Origin of the sequence: Luteococcus sp. H91, from assembly GCF_038433135.1 — a bacterium.
In the GTDB taxonomy this organism is placed as follows: domain Bacteria; phylum Actinomycetota; class Actinomycetes; order Propionibacteriales; family Propionibacteriaceae; genus Luteococcus.
The window spans coordinates 120,538-138,491 of sequence record NZ_JBCDMV010000014.1; the positions used below are offsets into that span (position 1 = coordinate 120,538).

Genomic DNA, 17,954 nt, shown 5'->3' on the forward strand with positions numbered 1-17,954 from the left:
ACATTGACACGCCGGCCGGTTCTGCCCGGGGCTCCGGCCGAGTGCCGAGGCTCAGTGCTGCTGGATCTGCCAGGTGTCCTTGCCGTCGATCATCGCCTGCAGGCCGGTGGCGCTGCGGCTGCCACGAGCCAGTTCCACCTGCTCGCGCGCCAGGTCGTCGTAGGCGGGCCGCTCCACATTGCGGAAGATGCCGATCGGGGAGCGGTGCATCACGCCACCATCGGTCAGCCGACTGAGCGCGAAGGCCAGCGACGGGTCGGCGTGCTGCTCGTCGTGCACCAGGATCTTGTCCAGGCCCACCTCGCTGACCTCCACCACCTCGACGGAGCCGTCGCGGTTCTGGACGACGCCCAGGTGATTCTCGGCACCGAAGACGATCGGCTCGCCGTGCCGCAGCGGGATGATCGCCTCATCGGCCTCGGTGCCCTTCATCGCGTCGAAGGCGCCGTCGTTGAAGATCGGGCAGTTCTGGTAGATCTCCACCAGCGCGGCCCCGCGGTAGTCGGCGGCGGCCTTCAGCACCTCGGACAGGTGCTTGCGGTCGGAGTCGACGGTGCGGGCCACGAAGCCGGCCTCGGCGCCCAGTGCCAGCGAGACCGGGTTGAAGGGGGTGTCCACCGAGCCCAGCGGGCTGGACTTGGTCACCTTGCCGGCCTCCGACGTGGGGGAGTACTGCCCCTTGGTCAGGCCATAGATCCGGTTGTTGAACAGCATGATGGTGATGTTCACATTGCGGCGCAGCGCGTGGATCAGGTGGTTGCCACCGATCGACAGCGAGTCACCGTCGCCGGTGACCACCCAGACGCCCAGGTCCGGACGGGTGACGGCCACACCGGTGGCGATGGCCGGGGCGCGGCCATGGATCGAGTGCATCCCGTAGGAGTCGACGTAGTAGGGGAAACGCGACGAGCAGCCGATGCCGGAGATGATCACGGTGTTCTCCCGCTTGATCCCCAGCTCGGGCATCATCCCCTGGAAGGCGGCCAGGATGGCGTAATCGCCGCAGCCGGGGCACCAGCGGACCTCCTGGTCGCTGGTGAAGTCCTTGCGGTTCAGCGGCTCGATGCTCAGCGGGACACCGGCCAGGCCGCGGTACTCGGTCTGCTGGGTGGTGGTCACTTGCTCTCCTCGGCGGCGTCGGTGGTGATGGTGCGGGCGGATTCGGCGCGCAGCTGCGCCTGCTGCGAGTCGGGCGCGAGCTGACCGTCGCCCATGTCCTCACTGCCCGGGCCCTCGGGGGCCTCCTCGATGAAGTCGTCGACGGGCACGTCGGGATGGTTCGGGTCGATCGCGTCGATCTCGGTCTCCAGGTCGGCTGCCAGCTCGCTGAGCGAGATCGGCAGGCCGTAGACCTTGGAATAGCTGTGCACGTCGACGAGGTACTTGGCGCGCAGCATCATGGCGAACTGGCCCAGGTTCATCTCGGGCACGATCACCCGGTCATAGGCCTTGAGCACCTCGCCCAGGTTGGCGGGCAGCGGGTTGAGGTGCCGCACATGCGCCTGGGCCACGTTGCGGCCGGTCTTGCGCACCCGGCGGACCGCCGCGGTGATCGGGCCGTAGGTGGAGCCCCAGCCCAGCACCAGCACCTTGGCCTGACCCGACGGGTCGTCCACCTCGACGTCGGCGATGTCGCGCACGATGCCGTCCACCTTGGCCTGGCGCAGCCGCACCATCTTGTCGTGGTTGGCCGGGTCATAGGAGATGTTCCCGGAGCCATCGGCCTTCTCGATGCCGCCGATCCGGTGCTCCAGTCCGGGGGTGCCGGGGATCGCCCATGCCCGGGCCAGGGTTTCGGGATCCCGCTTGTAGGGCAGGAAGTCCTCGCCATCATTGGGGCCCGTGGCGAAGTTCGGGTCGATCGCCGGGATCTCGTCGACGACGGGGATCTTCCACGGCTCGGCGCCATTGGCCAGGTAACCGTCGCTGAGCAGGATCACCGGGGTGCGGTAGGTCACCGCGATCCGCACGGCCTCAACCGCCATGTCGAAGCAGTCGGCGGGAGTGGCCGGGGCCAGCACCGGCACCGGCGCCTCGCCATTGCGGCCGTACATCACCTGCAGCAGGTCGGCCTGCTCGGTCTTGGTGGGCATGCCGGTGGAGGGGCCGGCGCGCTGCACGTCGACGACCACCAGAGGCAGTTCGGTCATCACACCCAGACCGATCGTCTCCGCCTTGAGCGCGATGCCGGGGCCCGAGGTGGAGGTGACACCCAGCGCACCCGCGAACGAGGCGCCCAGCGCCGCACCGACGCCGGCGATCTCGTCCTCCGCCTGGAAGGTGACCACGCCCTCGGCCTTGTGCTTGCTCAGCTCGTGCAGGATGTCGGAGGCCGGGGTGATCGGGTAGGAGCCCAGAAAGAGCTGCAGGCCGGCCTTCTCGGCGCCGACGATCAGGCCGTAGCTGGTGGCCAGGTTGCCGGAGATCTGCCGGTACTTGCCGGGGCGCATCGGGGCCTTGGCCACCTCATAGCGGACCGCGAACTCCTCGGTGGTCTCGCCATAGGCATACCCGGCCCGGAAGGCGGCGACGTTGGCATCGCGGATCTGGGGCTTCTTGGCGAACTTCTCACCCAGGAAAGTCTCCGTGCCCTCGGTGGGGCGGCTGTAGAGCCAGTTCAGCAGGCCCAGCGCGAACATGTTCTTGCTGCGCGCCGAATCCTTGCGGCCCAGCCCGAACTCCTTCACCGAGGCGACGGCCAGCCCGGTCAGGTCCAGCGCGACCAACTGGTAGTCGGTCAGCGAACCGTCCTCCAGCGGGTTGGCGTCATAACCCACCTTGGTCAGGTTGCGTTTGGTGAACTCGGCGGTATCCACCAGCAGCAGGCCGCCGCGGGGGATGTCCTTCAGGTTTGCCTTCAGCGCGGCCGGGTTCATCGCCACCAGCACGTCGGGGCGGTCACCGGGGGTGACGATGTCGAAATTGGCGAAGTGCAGCTGGAAGCTGGACACGCCGGGCAGCGTCCCCTGGGGGGCCCGGATCTCGGCCGGGAAGTTGGGCAGGGTGGAGATGTCATTGCCCATCGTGGCCGAGTCATGGGTGAACCGGTCGCCGGTCAGCTGCATTCCGTCGCCGGAGTCACCGGCGAAGCGAATCACCACTCGGTCGAGCACATGCACAGCGGACAACGGGGGCCTCTTTCCAACCGACAACGGAGAACACAACAACACTCAGTCTGCAAGCCTAAACCCTCCGGAAAATGGGCTTGGCTTCCCGCCACGTTAGGCTGGCCGACGTGACAGGTGACGCGCAGGGCAGATTCATCGACTGGTACTCAGACCAATCGGTGGTGGTCGTCGACCTTGCACTGGCCTGCTGCGCCGTCGAGACGGAGTTCGCGGTTCCCACGGGCGCGCCCCGGCTCACCGAGGTGCCCGACGGGGCCCGGGTGGTGGCCGTCGTCTCCGGCACCCTGACCGACGCGCTGGCGGGCATTGTCAAGGAGGAAATTGACAACCTTCCCCAGCCTTTTGTGGTGAGCTTCGGTGCCTGCGCCTGCGCTGGCGGCCCCTACTGGGATGCGCCGTCGGTGACCAAGGGGGTCGACCAACTGGTCCGGGTTGATTCCTGGATCGCCGGCTGCCCGCCCCCGCCCGACGCCCTGGCGGGCGTCGTCCGTCAGGTGCGCGACGCCAGGGCGGTGGCCGGATGAGCGCCCACGGGCTGGACGACCAGCGGCGTGAGACCACCCCCGACGACTGGCTGACGGCGATCACCGCGGCCAGCGGGGAGGGCTTCGGCTTCTTCGACTGGCTGGGCTGCGTTGACGAGATCGGCCGCGCCGACGAACTGCGGATCATCCTGCGGCTGGTGGACTTCACCAGCGCCCCGCCGCGCGGACTGCGACTGCAGACCCGGATTCCCCGCGAACAGCCGCGGCTGGTCAGCTGCACCGAGCTGCTGCCGGGCGCGGCCTGGCATGAGCGGGAGGTGCACGACTTCTTCGGGGTGGTCTTCGACGGGGGAGACCTGGCTCCGCTGCTGAACCATGCCCCAGGCGGGCTGGAACCGGCCCGGACCCTGCGCAAGGACTTCGTGCTGGCCGCCCGGGCAGCCCAGCCGTGGCCGGGTGCCAAGGAGCCGGGGGAGGGCGCCGCCGCTCCCAGCCGACGCAAGATGGCTCCGCCCGGGGTGCCGGAGGCCGCCATCTGGGGAGACCGCGACCCGGACGCGCCGGCCCCCGAAGCCGCCGAGATCGCCGCCGCCGTCTCCGGTGGCCGGGTCAGGAGGCGTCGATGACCGACCCGACGATGGGTTCGACACCCCTCGACAAGCTCGGGGATGGTGGGTGCGACTGCGAGAAGCCGAAGGTTGGCTCGGGGGCCGAGCCCGTCGAGGCCCCGGCCCCCCAGACCCGGCACGGCTCCATCCGGCTGATCGAGGCCAACTGCACCTCCTGCATGATCTGTGCCCGGGAGTGCCCGGCCTGGTGCATCCAGATCGACTCGCACACCGAGCAGGTCACCGGCGAGGGCGGCGCCCCGATCGGCGGTGCCGCCGCGTCCGCCACCAGCGGTTATGCCCGGGCCCGCCAGCGCTCGGTCAATGTGCTGGATCGCTTCGAGATCGACTGGTCACTGTGCATGTACTGCGGCATCTGCGTCGAGCAGTGCCCCTTCGACGCACTGGAGTGGGCTGGCCCGCACGTCGCCAGCGCCGACAGCCCGGAGGCCCTGCACCAGGGTCGCGAGCAGCTCCGGTGAGCGTCGCCACGAACGGGTCGGTGATCTCAGACCTGGAGTTCCACTGGGGCAGTGTGCGGCGCGCCTGGGGAGTGCGGCATGTGCGTCGCGGCGCCTACGGCACCGCCCTGATCACCCTGGGCTCGCTGACCCCCGCCTACCTGCCGCAGAGCACGCCGTGGTGGCGGGTGCTGCGCTGGCTGCACTTCACCGGAACGCCCGCCCGGATCATCGGCACGCTGCTGGTGATGGCGGGGCTGATGCTGCTGGTCGACTCCTGGTTCCGGATGCGCCCCGGCGCCCAGCCCGACGGCGAGGAGGTGGCCTACACCCACCTCAAGCACTGGGCGGTGCTGGCCATCTGGGGTGCGCCCTTCCTGCTGGCCCCACCAATCTTCAGCCACGACGCCTATTCCTATGCAGCGCAGGGTTGGTTGATCCACAACGACATCAATCCCTACCACGGCAATGTGATGTTGCTGCCCGGCTCCTTCGCCGATCAGGTGGCGTGGGTCTGGCGTCGCACCCCCGCACCCTATGGCCCGTTGAGCCTGCAGATGCAGCACCTGATCGTCGATGTCTGTCGCTTCGATCCCTATGTCTCCGCGTTGGCCATGCGGATCCCGGCGCTGGTCGGGGTGGTGCTGATCGGGCTGCTGGTGCCGCGGATCGCGGTCAAGCTGCGGATCAATCCCGCCGACGCCGCCTGGATGGCCACGCTGAACCCGGTGCTGGTGATCGACTTCATCGGCGGCGCGCACAACGACGCCCTGATGGTGGGGCTGTTGGTGGCCGGGCTGTGGCTGGCCTTCCTCAGCAGCTGGGCCTGGCTCTTGTCCGCCGTGCTGATCGGCACCGCCGCCGCCATCAAACAACCCGCGATCATGGCCGCCTACGCCCTGCCGCTGATCGCCCAGCCCTGGGCCAGCTGGCGCTGGCAGGAGCTGCTGACCACCGTCACCCGGGTGCTGGTCAGCATGGCGATCGGGATCGGCACCTTCGCGGGGATCACCAGCCTCACCGGGCTGGGCTATGGCTGGCTGGATGCCGTCGATGTGCCCGGCATGGTGGTCACCGTCTCCCCGTCCACCATCGTCGGGCAGGGTGGCCAGCTGCTGGCCAACTGGCTGGGGCTGGATCCGACCGGCCACAACGTGATCCGCTATGCCCGCACCTCGGGCATGGTGATCGCCGTCGTGCTGATCGCCACCTTTGCGCTGACCATCGCCCGTCGCCGCCCGATCACCTTCCTCAGCTGGAGCTTCCTGGTCGTTGCGTTGTGTTCGCCCGCGCTGCACTCCTGGTACGTGTTGTGGGGCGGGGTGCTGGTGCCGCTGACCCGGCCCTCGCAGCGGATGGTGCGCGCCAGCGTCTGGACCACGGTGGTGCTGCTCAGCTATGCCGCGATCAACCTGGCCCTGCGCAACAGCCGCAGCGCCGTGGACTCCTTCAACCCGGCCGTCGCGCTGGGTATCACCGCGGTTGCCGGCTTCGGTTGGCAGCTGTACACCCATGAACAGAGCACCGAGGCCCGCCGACGTAGGCTGGCTCGCAGACGCCACGATTGATCCAGGAGGACGCCATGACCTCAGCCGAGCAGCGCACCGCCGAGCTGGCCATCGACGAGCTGGCCATCGAGCGCGACGGTGACATCGCGCGGCTGGTGCTGAACCGGCCTCGCGCCATCAATGCGCTCAGCCCGCAGATGATGGGCAGCATCTCCGAGGTGCTGCACGCCTGGCAGGACGATGATTCGGTGGCCCGGATCGAGATCCGGGGCGCTGGCGAGAGGGGCTTCTGCGCCGGCGCCGACGTCCGCGCGATTCGCCAGCTGGTACTGGACGATCCAGAGGCCGCGGTGGACTTCTTCCGCGTCGAGTACGGTGTGAACGCGCTGATCGCGGGCTCCAGCAAGCCGATCACCGCCCACCTGCACGGCATCTCGATGGGCGGCGGCCTGGGGCTGACGCTGCACGCCTCTTCCGTGCAGGCCGCGCCCAACCTGCAACTGGCGATGCCGGAGGTGGGGATCGGGCTGTTCCCCGACGTCGGGATCTGCTGGCAGCTGGCCGCGGCCCCCGGCGAGCTGGGTGTCTACCTGGCCATGACCGGCGCCACCATCGACGCCGCCAGCGCCCTGCACGCCGGCCTGGTCCACCAGGTGCTCCCCGAGTCCGCGGAGGTCACGGTACCCGAACCCGGCGGGGCCCGCGGATCCGTCGAAGGGACCGAACTGGCCGAGCGCTCCCAGCTCGCCCAGGACCAGCCGTGGATCGACGAGTGCTTCACCGGCAATGATCCGACGACGATTCTGCAGCGACTGGAGCTGCACCCCGCCCCCCGAGCGCGGGAATGCGTCGACGTGATCCGCAGCAAGTCGCCGTGGAGCGTCTGCGTCGCGCTGGAGGCGGTGCGCCGCGCGGGTGCCATGGAATCCGTGCGCGAGGTGCTGGCCCAGGATCTGGTCCTGGCCCGAAACTACGTCGCCGATTCCGACTTCGTCGAGGGTGTGCGCGCCCAGCTCGTCGACAAGGATCGCAACCCGCAGTGGCGCCACGCCCGGGTGGAGGACGTGCCGCGGGAGCTCGTCCTGGGCATGTTCCGCGACGCCTGAGCACCATTGAGGTGCTTGGCTGCACTTTGAGCTGGGTGGGAAGCGCCTCCCTGCGCAGCTGGCGCGCTCAATACGGACGCCAGGGGCGCCGCCGGCGTCCGGTCTCAGAAGTCGTAGTCGACGACAACCGGGGCGTGGTCGCTCATCCGGGCCTCGTAGCTCTCCGCGCGGTCGGTGCCGCCGGTGATCGCCAGCTTGGCGAGCTTCGGTGTCGCGAAGTGGTAGTCGATCCGCCAGCCGGCGTCCTTGACGAAGGCCTGGCCCATCCAGCTCCACCACGAATAGGGGCCGTCCTGGTCGGGGTGTAGGGCACGCACCACGTCCACCAGGGTGCGCGGGGAGAGGATCTCGTCCAGCCAGGCGCGCTCCTCGGGCAGGAACCCCTCGCTTTTCAGATTGCCCTTCCAGTTCTTGATGTCGTGTTCGTCGTGGGCGATGTTGAAGTCGCCCATCACCAGGAATTCCCGGCCCTGTGCCGCGGCACTGCGCCGGGCCCTGGTCAGGTGCCGGGCGAAGCCCTTGAGAAAGCGCATCTTGCGCTCGTACTTGGCGCCGCCGTCCGGCTTCTCCCGGCCATTCTTGCCGTCGGCCTGCAGATGGGCGGGCAGCCCGCCCTTGGGCAGGTAGAGGCAGCCGACGGTCAGCGGCTTGTCCGCCAGATCCACCTCCAGGTAGCGGCCTTCGGTGGCAAAGGCCTTCAGCTCCCTGGCCAGGGCGTCGCGTTCGGCCGGTTCGCGCAGCTCAACGTGGGCATCTCCCGGTGCCCGGACCAGCGCGCCCGCGCCCCAGCTGCGGATGTCCAGCGGCTGCTCCCGGGTGAGGATGGCGACGCCATTGCGGCCGGCCAGCTGTCCGGCGTCGTAGGCCAGGTGGTAGTCACCGAAGACCCCGTCGGGCAGTTGCGCGACGGGGCAGCGGACCTCCTGCAGCGCCACCACGTCACAGCCCCGGCTGGCCAGCCAGTCGGTGAATCCCCGCTTCTGTGTGGCCCGGATTCCGTTCACATTGAAGGTGGCGACGCGCAGCATGCCGGCCAGCCTAGCCACCATCGGCCCAGAAGATGACCCGACTGAGCACCTCGGGCGTGCACCCTGCACCCGCTGGAGCGGGTACACAGTCGCCCGCTGGGGTGCAGAGTGGGCCCCGGGTACGCCGGGCTGGTGCTCAGGCCTTGGTGAACCGGATGCGGTAGGCCTCGGGGGTCGGGTCGATCACCTCGGTGGCGTACATGCCGGGGAAGAGCTGCTCGATCTGGTTGAGCAGGGGAGTGGGCACGTGCGGCGCCACCAGATCCATCGCGCCGCCCGACGGCAGCTGGCTCAGGGCACCTGATGATGGCGCCGTGCCGCACGGCGTGCGGGATCTGGCCGGCCAGCAGGGTGGGCACCTCGGGCTCGTGGTCATGGCCGCAACCGCAGCCGCCGGACTTCTCGACAAGAGGGAGTTCGTTCGTCATGCAGCAAATATATACGGACCATTCCGTGCATAAGGCGGCGGGGTCCGTCGGCGGGGCGGAAGCGCGGGCGGCTCTGGGCCTGCGGACTCCCCGGGGATCAGATGGGTCCCGAGGGGTCTGCGGCAAGGGTGTTGGCCCAGGGTCAGCGGTAGTTCACGAACTGGACCGCGAAGTCGTAGTCCTGCTCCTTGATCAGGGCCTGGACGGCCTGCAGGTCGTCCCGCTTCTTGGAGCTGACCCGCAGCTCGTCACCCTGGATCTGCGCCTTGACGCCCTTGGGGCCCTCGTCGCGGATCAGCTTGGAGATCTTCTTGGCATTTTCCTGGGTGATGCCCTGCTTGGTGGAGCAGGTGATCTTCCACATCTTGCCGCTCAGTCGGGGCTCACCCTTCTCCAGCGCCTTCAGGCTGACGCCGCGCTTGACCAGCTTGGATTCGAAGACGTCCAGGACGGCCTTGGCTCGCTCCTCGCCGTTGCTCTCGATCTCGATCACCTCGTCGCCGGACCACTTGATGGACGAGTCGGTGTTCTTGAAGTCGAAGCGCTGGCCCACCTCGCGGGCGGCCTGGCCCAGGGCGTTGTCCACCTCCTGGCGATCCACCTTGCTGACGATGTCGAAAGAGCTGTCGGCTGCCATGCTGTCTCCTCTGGTTGGCGGCGGTTCGGCGTCCATTCTGCCAGTGGCTCGATGCCGATTGGCACGATCCCGGGTTGTGCTGCTAGTGTTTCTCCTCGCCGGGTTGACCGGCATGGCAGGTTGCCCGAGTGGCCAAAGGGAGCAGACTGTAAATCTGTCGGTGTACGCCTACGTAGGTTCGAACCCTACACCTGCCACTCGAAAGCCCCGGATCTCGATCCGGGGCTTTCGTGCATCTGGAAGAATGTTCAACAATTGCCCGGAGATGCGTGAGGAGGATCGACCGTGAACGAGCCGTTCTCTGCGTCCGACGCGTTGCGCCAGGCCGGTCTGCGGGTCACCGCCATCCGCACCGCAGTGCTCGACGCCGTCGCCGCGGCCCCGCATGCCGAGGCGGAAGTGATCCGACGCGGGGTGGTCGAGCGCCTGGGGTCGGTCTCCGTGCAGTCCATCTACGACACGCTCAATGTGCTGCGCGAGTCGGGTGTGCTGCGACGGGTGGAGCTGGCCGGGCATCCGGCGCTGTACGAGATCCACGCGCATGACAACCATCACCACATGGCCTGTCGCGCCTGCGGTGTGGTGCTCGACGTGCCCTGCGCAGTCGGTGAGATGCCCTGTCTGACCCCGTCGGAGACACACGGCTTCGTGCTGGACGAGGCCGAGGTCATCTACTGGGGGCTGTGCCCCGCCTGTCGGGCCGTTTGACTCTCCTCCTTCGTGCTGGGGCCGCCCAAAATGGCAGTCATCCGGACACAGAATCCGACCTGACACGTTCAAACCGTCAAAAGATTGCCACTTTGTGCAGCAGGTCTGCGCCGAAGGCGGGGGATTGGGCGTGGCCCTCAGTGTGGGCGTTGTCCGGCAACGAGTCCGCCTGTCACCAAGAGTTCGCCCACTGCGGTTGGCACTCCTCTGGTGGGCGTCACGTTCCCTTACTACATTGGGTCGTGGGCCGAGGAGTCTTCATCTCGAGACGAGTCCTTGCAATGCCGGCGAGGAAACCCTAGGCTATTTCTTGAACGATTCCAGTTTCTGGAAAACCTCCAGATTTGATCGAAAGGTTCCCCGATGTCGCTGATGAACACCAAGATCCTCCCCTTCACCACCCAGGCCTACAAGGACGGCGAGTTCGTCGAGGTCTCCGACACTGACGTGCTCGGCAAGTGGGGCGTCTTCTTCTTCTACCCGGCCGACTTCACCTTCGTCTGCCCCACCGAGCTCGGTGACATGGCCGACCACTACGAAGAGCTGAAGGGCATGGACGTCGAGGTCTACTCCGTCTCCACCGACTCCCACTTCGTGCACAAGGCCTGGACCGAGGCCTCCGCCGAGGTCGGCAAGATCAAGTACTACATGCTGGGTGACAGCAACGGCCAGATCACCAACAACTTCGACAACATGCGTCCCGGCGCCGGCCAGGCCGACCGCGCCACCTTCCTGGTGGACCCCGACGGCATCATCCAGTACATCGAAACCACCGCCGAGGGCATCGGTCGCGAGGCCGGCCAGCTGATCCGCAAGATCAAGGCCGCCCAGTACGTGCGCAACCACCCGGGCGAGGTCTGCCCCGCCAAGTGGGAAGAGGGCGAGGAGACCCTGAAGCCCGGCATCGATCTCGTCGGCAAGATCTGATCATGGGGGGCTGCGCCCCCCGAGCCCCCTGGAAAGGCGAGGAAGTCGCTTTGCTCCGCTCTTTCTGTTCCGTCCGGTCGTGCGGCTCCTTCGTCGCCTGACCGGGCGGGGGGCTCCGCCCCCGTTGGCCCCCCGGAAGGCATGGAAGCGCTGCGCCGCCGACTTGTCTGTTCCGGGCAAGCGAGCGGCTCCTTCGTCGCCTGCTTGCCCGGGGCAGGCTCTCCGCGCTCGCACCTCGCGCGTGGCCTGCCCGGGGCTCCGCTCTTGCTGTTCCGTCCGGCCGGGTGGCACCGTCGTCGCCCGGCCGGGCTCTACCCCGTCATCGCGTCCGGCGGCCCCGAGCGGCAGGTTTGCCCCGTGGGACCGCCCGTCACACCATCCACCACACAGCACCCCTAGTAGGAGCCATGGCTGTTCTTGATTCCGCACTCACCGCGCAGCTCTCCCAGCTGCTGACCAAGGTCGTCGAGCCCGTCGAGCTGATCGCGAGCCTCGACGACCGTCCCAAGGCGCAGGAGATGCTCGGCCTGTTGAACGAGGTCGCGGCGCTCTCGGACAAGATCTCCGTGCGCACCGACGGCAGCGACGAACGCAAGCCGTCCTTCCGGATCGTGCGCACCGGCACCGAGACCGGCGTCAGCTTCGCCGGCATTCCGCTGGGCCACGAGTTCAGCTCGCTGGTGCTCGCCCTGGTGCAGGTGGGCGGCAACCCCGTCAAGGAGGATGCCGACCTGATGCAGCAGGTCAAGGATCTCGACGGCGACTACGAGTTCACCACCTACATGTCGCTCAGCTGCCAGAACTGCCCCACCGTGGTGCAGGCGCTCAATGCGATGGCCGTGCTCAACCCCCGGATCAAGCACACCGCCGTCGAGGGCTCGCTCTTCCAGGACGAGGTGAAGGCCAAGAACATCCTCTCCGTCCCGCAGGTCTACCTCAATGGCGAGCCCTTCGCCTCTGGCCGGATGGACATGGCCGACTTCGTCGCCAAGCTGGATTCGGGGGCCGGGGCCAAGGCCGCCTCCAAGCTCAACGAGCGCGAACCCTACGAGGTGCTGGTGATCGGCCAGGGCCCCGCTGGTGCCGCCGCCGCCATCTACACCGCCCGCAAGGGCTTCCGCACCGGCCTGGTGGGGGAGCGCTTCGGCGGTCAGGTGCTGGACACCATGGACATCGAGAACTTCATCTCGGTCTCCAAGACCGAGGGTCCCAAGTTCGCTGCCGCGTTGGAGCAGCACGTCGGTGACTACGAGATCGACGTGATCAAGAACCAGTCCGCCACCGGCATCGAGACCACCACCACCGAGGGCGGCCTCCATGCCGTCAAGTTCGGTGACCAGGCCGGCCTCAAGGCGCGCAGCGTGATCATCGCGACCGGTGCCAAGTGGCGGCTGATGGGAGTTCCCGGTGAGGAGGAGTACCGCAACAAGGGCGTCACCTTCTGCCCGCACTGCGACGGTCCGCTGTTCAAGGGCAAGCGGATCGCCGTGATCGGCGGTGGCAACTCCGGCGTCGAGGCGGCCATCGACCTGGCCGGCATCGTGGACCACGTCACCGTCATCGAGTTCATGGACGAGATGCGCGCCGACGGCGTCCTGCGGGACAAGCTGCGCTCCATGCCCAATGTCGACGTGATCCTCGGCGCCCAGACCACCGAGGTCGTCGGCGACGGGGCGCAGGTGACCGGCCTGAAGTACAAGGTCCGCGCCACCGACGAGGTCAAGGAACTGGCGCTGTCCGGCATCTTCGTCCAGATCGGTCTGCTGCCCACCACACAGTGGCTCAAGGAATCGGGCATCGAGCTCTCCGGGCGCGGCGAGATCGAGGTCAATGATCGCGGCGAGACCAATGTCCCCGGCATCTTCGCGGCGGGTGACTGCTCCACCATCCCGTACAAGCAGATCGTCGTCGCCCAGGGCTCCGGCGCCACGGCCGCGCTGAGTGCCTTCGACTACCTGATCCGCACCAAGCAGGCCGTCGAGGCCTGATCCTCACCACACGACGCGGCCCCGAACCCCTCCCGCCGGAGTTCGGGGCCGCGTGCCTGTCGAGGGTGCTTGAGAGCTCAGGCCAGCAGGCCCGCCGCGGCGATCCGCAAGGCATTGCCGAAGGAGGTCTCGCGCTCCTCGGCGGACATGTCGCCGGAACCATCCTTCAGGTGGTCGCTGACGGTGAGCACGGTCAGCGCCTCGGCGCCCTCCAGTGCGGCACAGGCATACAAGCCCGCCGCCTCCATCTCGACGCCCAGCGTGCCCACCCGGTCAAGCCCCTCGATCACGTCGGCGCGGCCCAGGTAGAAGAAGTCCGACGAGTAGACCGGCCCTACGTGCACCGAGGCCCCACCGTCGAGCTCCATCGAGCGGGCCTGGTCCACCGCGCCGCGCAGCATGTCGAAACTGGCAGCCAGGCTCATCGTCACGCCGGGGGTGTAGAGCGTCGAGACATTGGAATTGGTGTGCGCGACATTGCCGATGACCACATCGCGCACCTTCACCGTCGACGAGATGCCGCCACAGGTGCCCACCCGGCAGATCCGGCGCACGCCGTAGAAGCGGAAGAGCTCGGTGGCGTAGATGCTCAGCGACGCGACGCCCATCCCGGAGGCCATCACGCTCATCGGGGTGCCCTCGAAGGTGCCGGTGAAGCAGCCGATCCCGCGCACGTCGCTGACCAGCCTTGCGTCGGTGAGGAAGGTCTCGGCGATCCGGGCGGCACGCTTGGGGTCGCCGGGCATCAGCACCAGGGGTGCGATCTCGCCCGGCTCTGCGGCGATGTGCGGAGTGGCCATCAGGGGTCCCATCGGTAGTACGAATGACGTCGCGTTCAGCCTAGCCGTCCCACCTCCGACGCGGGGGTCTAGCCCCGGAAGCCCCCAGACGGTACGATCCGTAAGTAAATCGTACTGTCGCGGTTAGCGCGCAGACCAAGCCCCAGGAGTTGTCATGACCGAACCCAATGCTGTGTTCTCGCCCGACGACATCGTGATCATCGGTGCCGCCCGCACCCCGTCGGGCAGGCTGCTCGGCGGGCTGTCCGCACTGTCCGCACCGGAGCTCGGCGGGGTAGCCATTCGCGGTGCGCTGGACAAGGGTGGGGTCAGTCCCGAGCTGGTCGACATGGTGGTGATGGGTGAGGTGCTGCAGGCCGGGGTCGGGCAGAACCCGACCAAGCAGGCCGCCCTGGCCGCTGGGATCCCGCAGGAGGCGCACACCAACACGGTGAACAAGGTCTGCCTGTCGGGCCTGACTGCGATCATCGACGCCGCACGCGCCCTGCGGTGCGGCGACAGCGAGGTGGCCGTCGCCGGTGGCATGGAATCCATGTCCCGTGCGCCCCACCTGCTGCCCGCGCTGCGCGCCGGCAAGTCCTACGGCGGTGCCGAGATGGTTGACCACATGGCCTACGACGGCCTGACCGCCGCCGACCTGGGGATCCCGATGGGCGAGCTCAGCGAGCGCTACGCGGAGCGCTACCCGGTCACCCGCCAGGAGCAGGATGCCTTCGCCGCCGAGAGCCACCGTCGCGCCCATCAGGCGTGGGAATCCGGCGTGCTCCCGCGCGAGGTGGTGCCGGTCACCATCAAGACCCGCAAGGGTGAGCAGGTGGTCAGCCGGGACGAGGGGATTCGCCCCGACTCCTCCGTGGAGACGATGGCCACGCTGCGCCCGGCCTTCACGCCCGACGGCAGCATCACCGCCGGCAATGCGTCGTCCATCTGCGACGGTGCCGCTGCCGTGGTGCTCACCACTCGGGCGCGGGCCGAGCGGGAGGGCTGGACGGTGATGGCCACCCTGCGCGCCTGCGGGCAGATGGCTGGCCCGGACGCCTCGCTGCAGGCCCAGCCGGCCCGGGCGATCGCCCAGGCGCTGCAGCGGCAGGGCTGGAGCGTGGCAGACCTGGACCTGATCGAGATCAATGAGGCCTTCGCCGCCGTGGTGGTGCACTCCGCGCGCGAGCTCGGGGTGGATCTGGCCAAGGTGAACGAGTGTGGTGGCGGCATCTCGATCGGTCACCCGATTGGCGCCTCCGGTGGCCGCCTGGCGGTGCACCTGGCCCATCAGATCGCCTCCGGCAAGGCGTCTCGCGGCGCCATCGGCCTGTGTGGTGGCGGCGGCCAGGGTGAGGCCCTGCTCCTCGAGTCCTGATTTCGAGACGGCCCCTAGTATTTGGAAGTCAAACTATGTACTGTGTGATTAAAGCCACACTTTGGCTGTCAATGGAGACCAACGCGGCGAAGGATTTGAACCATGTCTGAGACCACCATTCGGGAGATCCACCATTACGTCGACGGCGCCGTCGTCGAGGGCACGTCCGGTCGCTTCGGCGACGTCTACAACCCCAGCGAGGGCACCGTCCAGGCGCGCGTCGCCCTGGCCACCAAGGACGAGGTGACTGCCGCGGTGGACGCGGCCGCCGCCGCGCAACCCGCCTGGGCCGCCACCAGCCCACAGAAGCGTGCCCGCATCCTGGGCAAGTTCGTCGAGCTGGTCCGGGCCAATGCCGACGAGCTGGCCACCCTGCTCTCCATGGAGCATGGCAAGGTGCTGGCCGACTCGCACGGCGACATCGAGCGTGGCCTCGACGTGGTGGAGTTCGCCATGTCCGCCCCGCACCTGCTCAAGGGCGAGTACTCCGACGCCGTCGGCCGCGGCATCGACACCTACTCGATGCGCCAGCCGCTCGGCGTCGTCTGTGGCATCACCCCCTTCAACTTCCCGGCGATGATCCCGCTGTGGAAGTGTGGCCCGGCGATCGCCGCCGGCAATGCCTTCATCCTGAAGCCGTCGGAGCGCGACCCCGGCGTCCCGATGCGCCTGGCCGAGCTGTGGACCGAGGCCGGTCTGCCCGCTGGCATCTTCCAGGTGGTCAACGGCGACAAGGAGTCGGTCGACGCGCTGCTGGACGATCCCCGGGTCAAGGCCTACGGCTTCGTGGGCTCCACCCCGATCGCGCAGAGTATCTACGTGCGCGCCGCGGAGAACGGCAAGCGTGCCCAGTGCTTCGGTGGCGCCAAGAACCACATGCTGATCATGCCCGACGCCGATCTGGACCAGGTGGCCGACGCCCTCGTCGGTGCCGCCTACGGCTCCGCCGGTGAGCGCTGCATGGCCATCTCCGTCGCCGTTCCGGTGGGGGAACAGACCGCCGACGCGCTGGTGGCCAAGATGAAGGAGCGTGCCGAGAAGCTCAAGGTCGGTGCGTCGCTGGACGAGAAGGCCGATTACGGCCCGCTGGTCAGCGAGGCCGCGCTGAAGCGCGTCGAGGACTACATCGGCCAGGGCGAGGCGGCCGGTGCCGATCTGGTGGTGGATGGCCGCGGCTTCACGCTGGAGGGCCACGAGAACGGCTACTTCATTGGCCCGACCCTGTTCGACAAGGTCACCAAGGACATGTCGATCTACACCGACGAGATCTTCGGCCCAGTGCTGTGCATCATCCGCGCCAAGGACTACGAGGAGGCGCTGGCCCTGGTCAGCGACCACGAGTACGGCAACGGCACGTCGATCATGACCCGCAATGGTGACGCCGCCCGCGACTTCGCCAACCGCGTCGACACCGGCATGGTGGGCATCAACGTGCCGATCCCCGTGCCGATCGGCTTCTACACCTTCGGTGGTTGGAAGGCCTCCGGCTTCGGCGACCTGAACCAGCACGGCCCCGACGCCTTCCGTTTCTACACCAAGACCAAGACCGTCACCTCCCGCTGGGCCGCCGGCACGCAGGACGGCTCGCACTTCGTGATGCCGCGGGGTGACCAGTCGTGACGCAGCCCACCCAACAGGTCACCGACGAGGTCCTGACCGAGGTCCGCGGTCGGGCCGGCGTGATCACGCTCAACCGGCCCAAGGCGATGAATGCGCTCAACCAGAACATGGTTGACGTGCTCGCCCGGGTGCTGGAGGAGTGGCGGACGGATGACCGGGTCAGCCTGGTGATCCTCACCGGCGCCGGTGAGCGCGGCCTGTGCGCGGGCGGCGACGTGGTCAGCCTGTACAACGACGCCCTGGCCGATGGCACGGATGGTGCCACGTTCTGGGCCGACGAGTACGAGCTGAACCTGGCGATCTCCACCTACCCCAAGCCCTATGTCGCGATCATGAACGGCATCGTGCTGGGCGGCGGGATCGGTGTCTCCGCGCACGGCTCCCACCGGATCGTCACCGACGACACCCGGGTCGGCATGCCGGAAACCGGGATCGGCTTCGTGCCGGATGTCGGCGGCTCGCACCTGCTCACCCACGTGCCCAGCCACCTCGGGACGCACCTGGCCCTGACCGGCCAGCACGTGGGCGCGGGTGAGGCGATCGAGTGTGGCCTGGCCGACGTCTACGTCCCGCAGGACCAGCTCGACGCCCTGGTGGCCGAGCTCTGCAGCACCGGCGACGCCGGCGTCGTGGAGCGCTTCGCGAAGCCGGCCCCCGCAGGCTTCGACGCGGAGCACAGCGACATCGAAGAGGTCTACTCCAAGGAATCGGTGGAGGAGATCCTCACCGCGCTGGAGGCCGTCGACGCCGATTGGGCCAGGGACGCCCTCAAGCGGATCCGCCGCAACAGCCCGCTGGCCCTGAAGGTGACGCTGGAATCCCTGCGTCGCGCCAAGGGCCAGAGTCTGGCCGAGGCCCTGGACACCGAATTCCGGGTCTCGGTGAACATGCAGCGCGGGCACGAATTCGTCGAGGGGGTGCGCGCCCAGCTGGTTGACAAGGATCGCAACCCGCAGTGGCAGCCCGCCACCCTCGCCGAGGTGGGCCCCGACGAGGTGGAGGCCGTCTTCGCGCCGATCACCGACGAGCGGATCACCGAACCGCAGCTGGCCAGCCGCAGCTGACCACCTCTGGGCCGGGCCCGGCAGTGTTGCCGGGCCCGGTACCCCGGGCACCCGCCGACCCAACAACTCTTGCACCCACGATCTTTTGCACAGGAAGGTTT

At 68.2% G+C, this 17,954-nt stretch carries 17 protein-coding genes and 1 tRNA gene; 12 read left to right on the forward strand and 6 right to left on the reverse strand.

Annotation, left to right across the window (positions count from 1 at the left end; all coding sequences use genetic code 11):
- Nucleotides 1-51: 51 nt before the first annotated feature.
- Nucleotides 52-1,119 carry a 2-oxoacid:ferredoxin oxidoreductase subunit beta gene (locus AAEX57_RS08685; RefSeq protein WP_342091945.1) on the reverse strand — a complete coding sequence of 356 codons (1,068 nt, stop codon included), beginning with the start codon at nt 1,117-1,119 and terminating at the stop codon, nt 52-54.
- Complete coding sequence (locus AAEX57_RS08690) at nt 1,116-3,128, reverse strand: 2-oxoacid:acceptor oxidoreductase subunit alpha (RefSeq protein WP_342091946.1); 2,013 nt, start codon at nt 3,126-3,128, stop codon at nt 1,116-1,118. The genes AAEX57_RS08685 and AAEX57_RS08690 overlap by 4 nt, the downstream gene beginning before the upstream one ends.
- Nucleotides 3,129-3,235: 107 nt before the next feature.
- Here AAEX57_RS08690 and AAEX57_RS08695 point away from each other — a divergent pair, with 107 nt between their 5' ends.
- From AAEX57_RS08695 to AAEX57_RS08715, 5 genes are all read left to right on the forward strand, one after another.
- Complete coding sequence (locus tag AAEX57_RS08695; protein WP_342091947.1) at nt 3,236-3,652, forward strand: NADH-quinone oxidoreductase subunit B; 417 nt, start codon at nt 3,236-3,238, stop codon at nt 3,650-3,652.
- Nucleotides 3,649-4,239 (forward strand): NADH-quinone oxidoreductase subunit C, encoded by a 591-nt coding sequence (locus tag AAEX57_RS08700; RefSeq protein WP_342091948.1) that lies wholly within the window; start codon nt 3,649-3,651, stop codon nt 4,237-4,239. Before AAEX57_RS08695 ends, AAEX57_RS08700 begins: the two co-directional genes overlap by 4 nt.
- 128 nt (nt 4,240-4,367) lie before the next feature.
- Nucleotides 4,368-4,703 (forward strand): NADH-quinone oxidoreductase subunit I, encoded by a 336-nt coding sequence (locus AAEX57_RS08705; protein ID WP_342091977.1) that lies wholly within the window; start codon nt 4,368-4,370, stop codon nt 4,701-4,703.
- The gene (mptB, locus tag AAEX57_RS08710; protein ID WP_342091949.1) at nt 4,700-6,250 is read left to right on the forward strand and encodes a polyprenol phosphomannose-dependent alpha 1,6 mannosyltransferase MptB; all 1,551 of its coding nucleotides are present in this window, start codon (nt 4,700-4,702) and stop codon (nt 6,248-6,250) included. The genes AAEX57_RS08705 and mptB overlap by 4 nt, the downstream gene beginning before the upstream one ends.
- 50 nt (nt 6,251-6,300) lie before the next feature.
- Complete coding sequence (locus AAEX57_RS08715) at nt 6,301-7,296, forward strand: 3-hydroxyisobutyryl-CoA hydrolase (protein WP_342091978.1); 996 nt, start codon at nt 6,301-6,303, stop codon at nt 7,294-7,296.
- Nucleotides 7,297-7,400: 104 nt separating this feature from the next.
- On the opposite strand, the gene AAEX57_RS08720 is transcribed toward AAEX57_RS08715, so the two are convergent.
- From AAEX57_RS08720 to AAEX57_RS08730, 3 genes are all read right to left on the reverse strand, one after another.
- Nucleotides 7,401-8,321 carry an exodeoxyribonuclease III gene (locus AAEX57_RS08720; protein WP_342091979.1) on the reverse strand — a complete coding sequence of 307 codons (921 nt, stop codon included), beginning with the start codon at nt 8,319-8,321 and terminating at the stop codon, nt 7,401-7,403.
- 139 nt (nt 8,322-8,460) lie between these two features.
- Nucleotides 8,461-8,571 (reverse strand): hypothetical protein, encoded by a 111-nt coding sequence (locus tag AAEX57_RS08725; protein ID WP_342091950.1) that lies wholly within the window; start codon nt 8,569-8,571, stop codon nt 8,461-8,463.
- A 323-nt stretch (nt 8,572-8,894) separates the two neighbouring features.
- A complete protein-coding gene (locus AAEX57_RS08730) occupies nt 8,895-9,389 on the reverse strand; it encodes a YajQ family cyclic di-GMP-binding protein (RefSeq protein ID WP_342091951.1) in 495 nt (164 codons plus the stop codon).
- A gap of 114 nt (nt 9,390-9,503) precedes the next feature.
- Between AAEX57_RS08730 and AAEX57_RS08735 the strand changes: the two genes are divergently transcribed.
- From AAEX57_RS08735 to ahpF, 4 genes are all read left to right on the forward strand, one after another.
- Nucleotides 9,504-9,586: transfer RNA gene (locus tag AAEX57_RS08735), tRNA-Tyr, on the forward strand.
- 88 nt (nt 9,587-9,674) lie between these two features.
- Nucleotides 9,675-10,097 carry a Fur family transcriptional regulator gene (locus AAEX57_RS08740; RefSeq protein WP_342091952.1) on the forward strand — a complete coding sequence of 141 codons (423 nt, stop codon included), beginning with the start codon at nt 9,675-9,677 and terminating at the stop codon, nt 10,095-10,097.
- Nucleotides 10,098-10,460: 363 nt separating this feature from the next.
- Complete coding sequence (ahpC, locus tag AAEX57_RS08745; RefSeq protein ID WP_342091953.1) at nt 10,461-11,024, forward strand: alkyl hydroperoxide reductase subunit C; 564 nt, start codon at nt 10,461-10,463, stop codon at nt 11,022-11,024.
- Nucleotides 11,025-11,431: 407 nt separating this feature from the next.
- Nucleotides 11,432-13,012, forward strand: coding sequence for an alkyl hydroperoxide reductase subunit F (gene ahpF / locus AAEX57_RS08750; protein ID WP_342091954.1), 1,581 nt, complete (start codon nt 11,432-11,434; stop codon nt 13,010-13,012).
- Nucleotides 13,013-13,089: 77 nt separating this feature from the next.
- Here ahpF and deoD read toward each other — a convergent pair whose 3' ends face one another.
- Nucleotides 13,090-13,812 carry a purine-nucleoside phosphorylase gene (gene deoD, locus AAEX57_RS08755; protein ID WP_342091955.1) on the reverse strand — a complete coding sequence of 241 codons (723 nt, stop codon included), beginning with the start codon at nt 13,810-13,812 and terminating at the stop codon, nt 13,090-13,092.
- 154 nt (nt 13,813-13,966) lie between these two features.
- On the opposite strand from deoD, the gene AAEX57_RS08760 reads away from it, so the two are divergent.
- The 3 genes from AAEX57_RS08760 (at nt 13,967) to AAEX57_RS08770 (ending at nt 17,853) form a co-directional block, all read left to right on the forward strand.
- The gene (locus AAEX57_RS08760) at nt 13,967-15,169 is read left to right on the forward strand and encodes an acetyl-CoA C-acyltransferase (protein WP_342091956.1); all 1,203 of its coding nucleotides are present in this window, start codon (nt 13,967-13,969) and stop codon (nt 15,167-15,169) included.
- A gap of 102 nt (nt 15,170-15,271) precedes the next feature.
- On the forward strand, nt 15,272-16,789 hold the full coding sequence (locus tag AAEX57_RS08765) for a CoA-acylating methylmalonate-semialdehyde dehydrogenase (RefSeq protein ID WP_342091957.1): 1,518 nt from the start codon (nt 15,272-15,274) through the stop codon (nt 16,787-16,789).
- Entirely contained in the window at nt 16,786-17,853 is a 1,068-nt protein-coding gene (locus AAEX57_RS08770; protein WP_342091958.1) for an enoyl-CoA hydratase/isomerase family protein, read from the forward strand. The genes AAEX57_RS08765 and AAEX57_RS08770 overlap by 4 nt, the downstream gene beginning before the upstream one ends.
- Nucleotides 17,854-17,954: the final 101 nt, after the last annotated feature.

Bases quoted from the DNA above. Each gene is read 5' to 3' on its own strand.
- AAEX57_RS08700 (WP_342091948.1), top strand. From the start codon at position 3,649: ATGAGCGCCCACGGGCTGGACGACCAGCGGCGTGAGACCACCCCCGAC.
- AAEX57_RS08730 (WP_342091951.1), bottom strand. From the start codon at position 9,389: ATGGCAGCCGACAGCTCTTTCGACATCGTCAGCAAGGTGGATCGCCAG.
- ahpC (WP_342091953.1), top strand. From the start codon at position 10,461: ATGTCGCTGATGAACACCAAGATCCTCCCCTTCACCACCCAGGCCTAC.
- ahpF (WP_342091954.1), top strand. From the start codon at position 11,432: ATGGCTGTTCTTGATTCCGCACTCACCGCGCAGCTCTCCCAGCTGCTG.
- deoD (WP_342091955.1), bottom strand. From the start codon at position 13,812: ATGGCCACTCCGCACATCGCCGCAGAGCCGGGCGAGATCGCACCCCTG.
- AAEX57_RS08760 (WP_342091956.1), top strand. From the start codon at position 13,967: ATGACCGAACCCAATGCTGTGTTCTCGCCCGACGACATCGTGATCATC.
- AAEX57_RS08765 (WP_342091957.1), top strand. From the start codon at position 15,272: ATGTCTGAGACCACCATTCGGGAGATCCACCATTACGTCGACGGCGCC.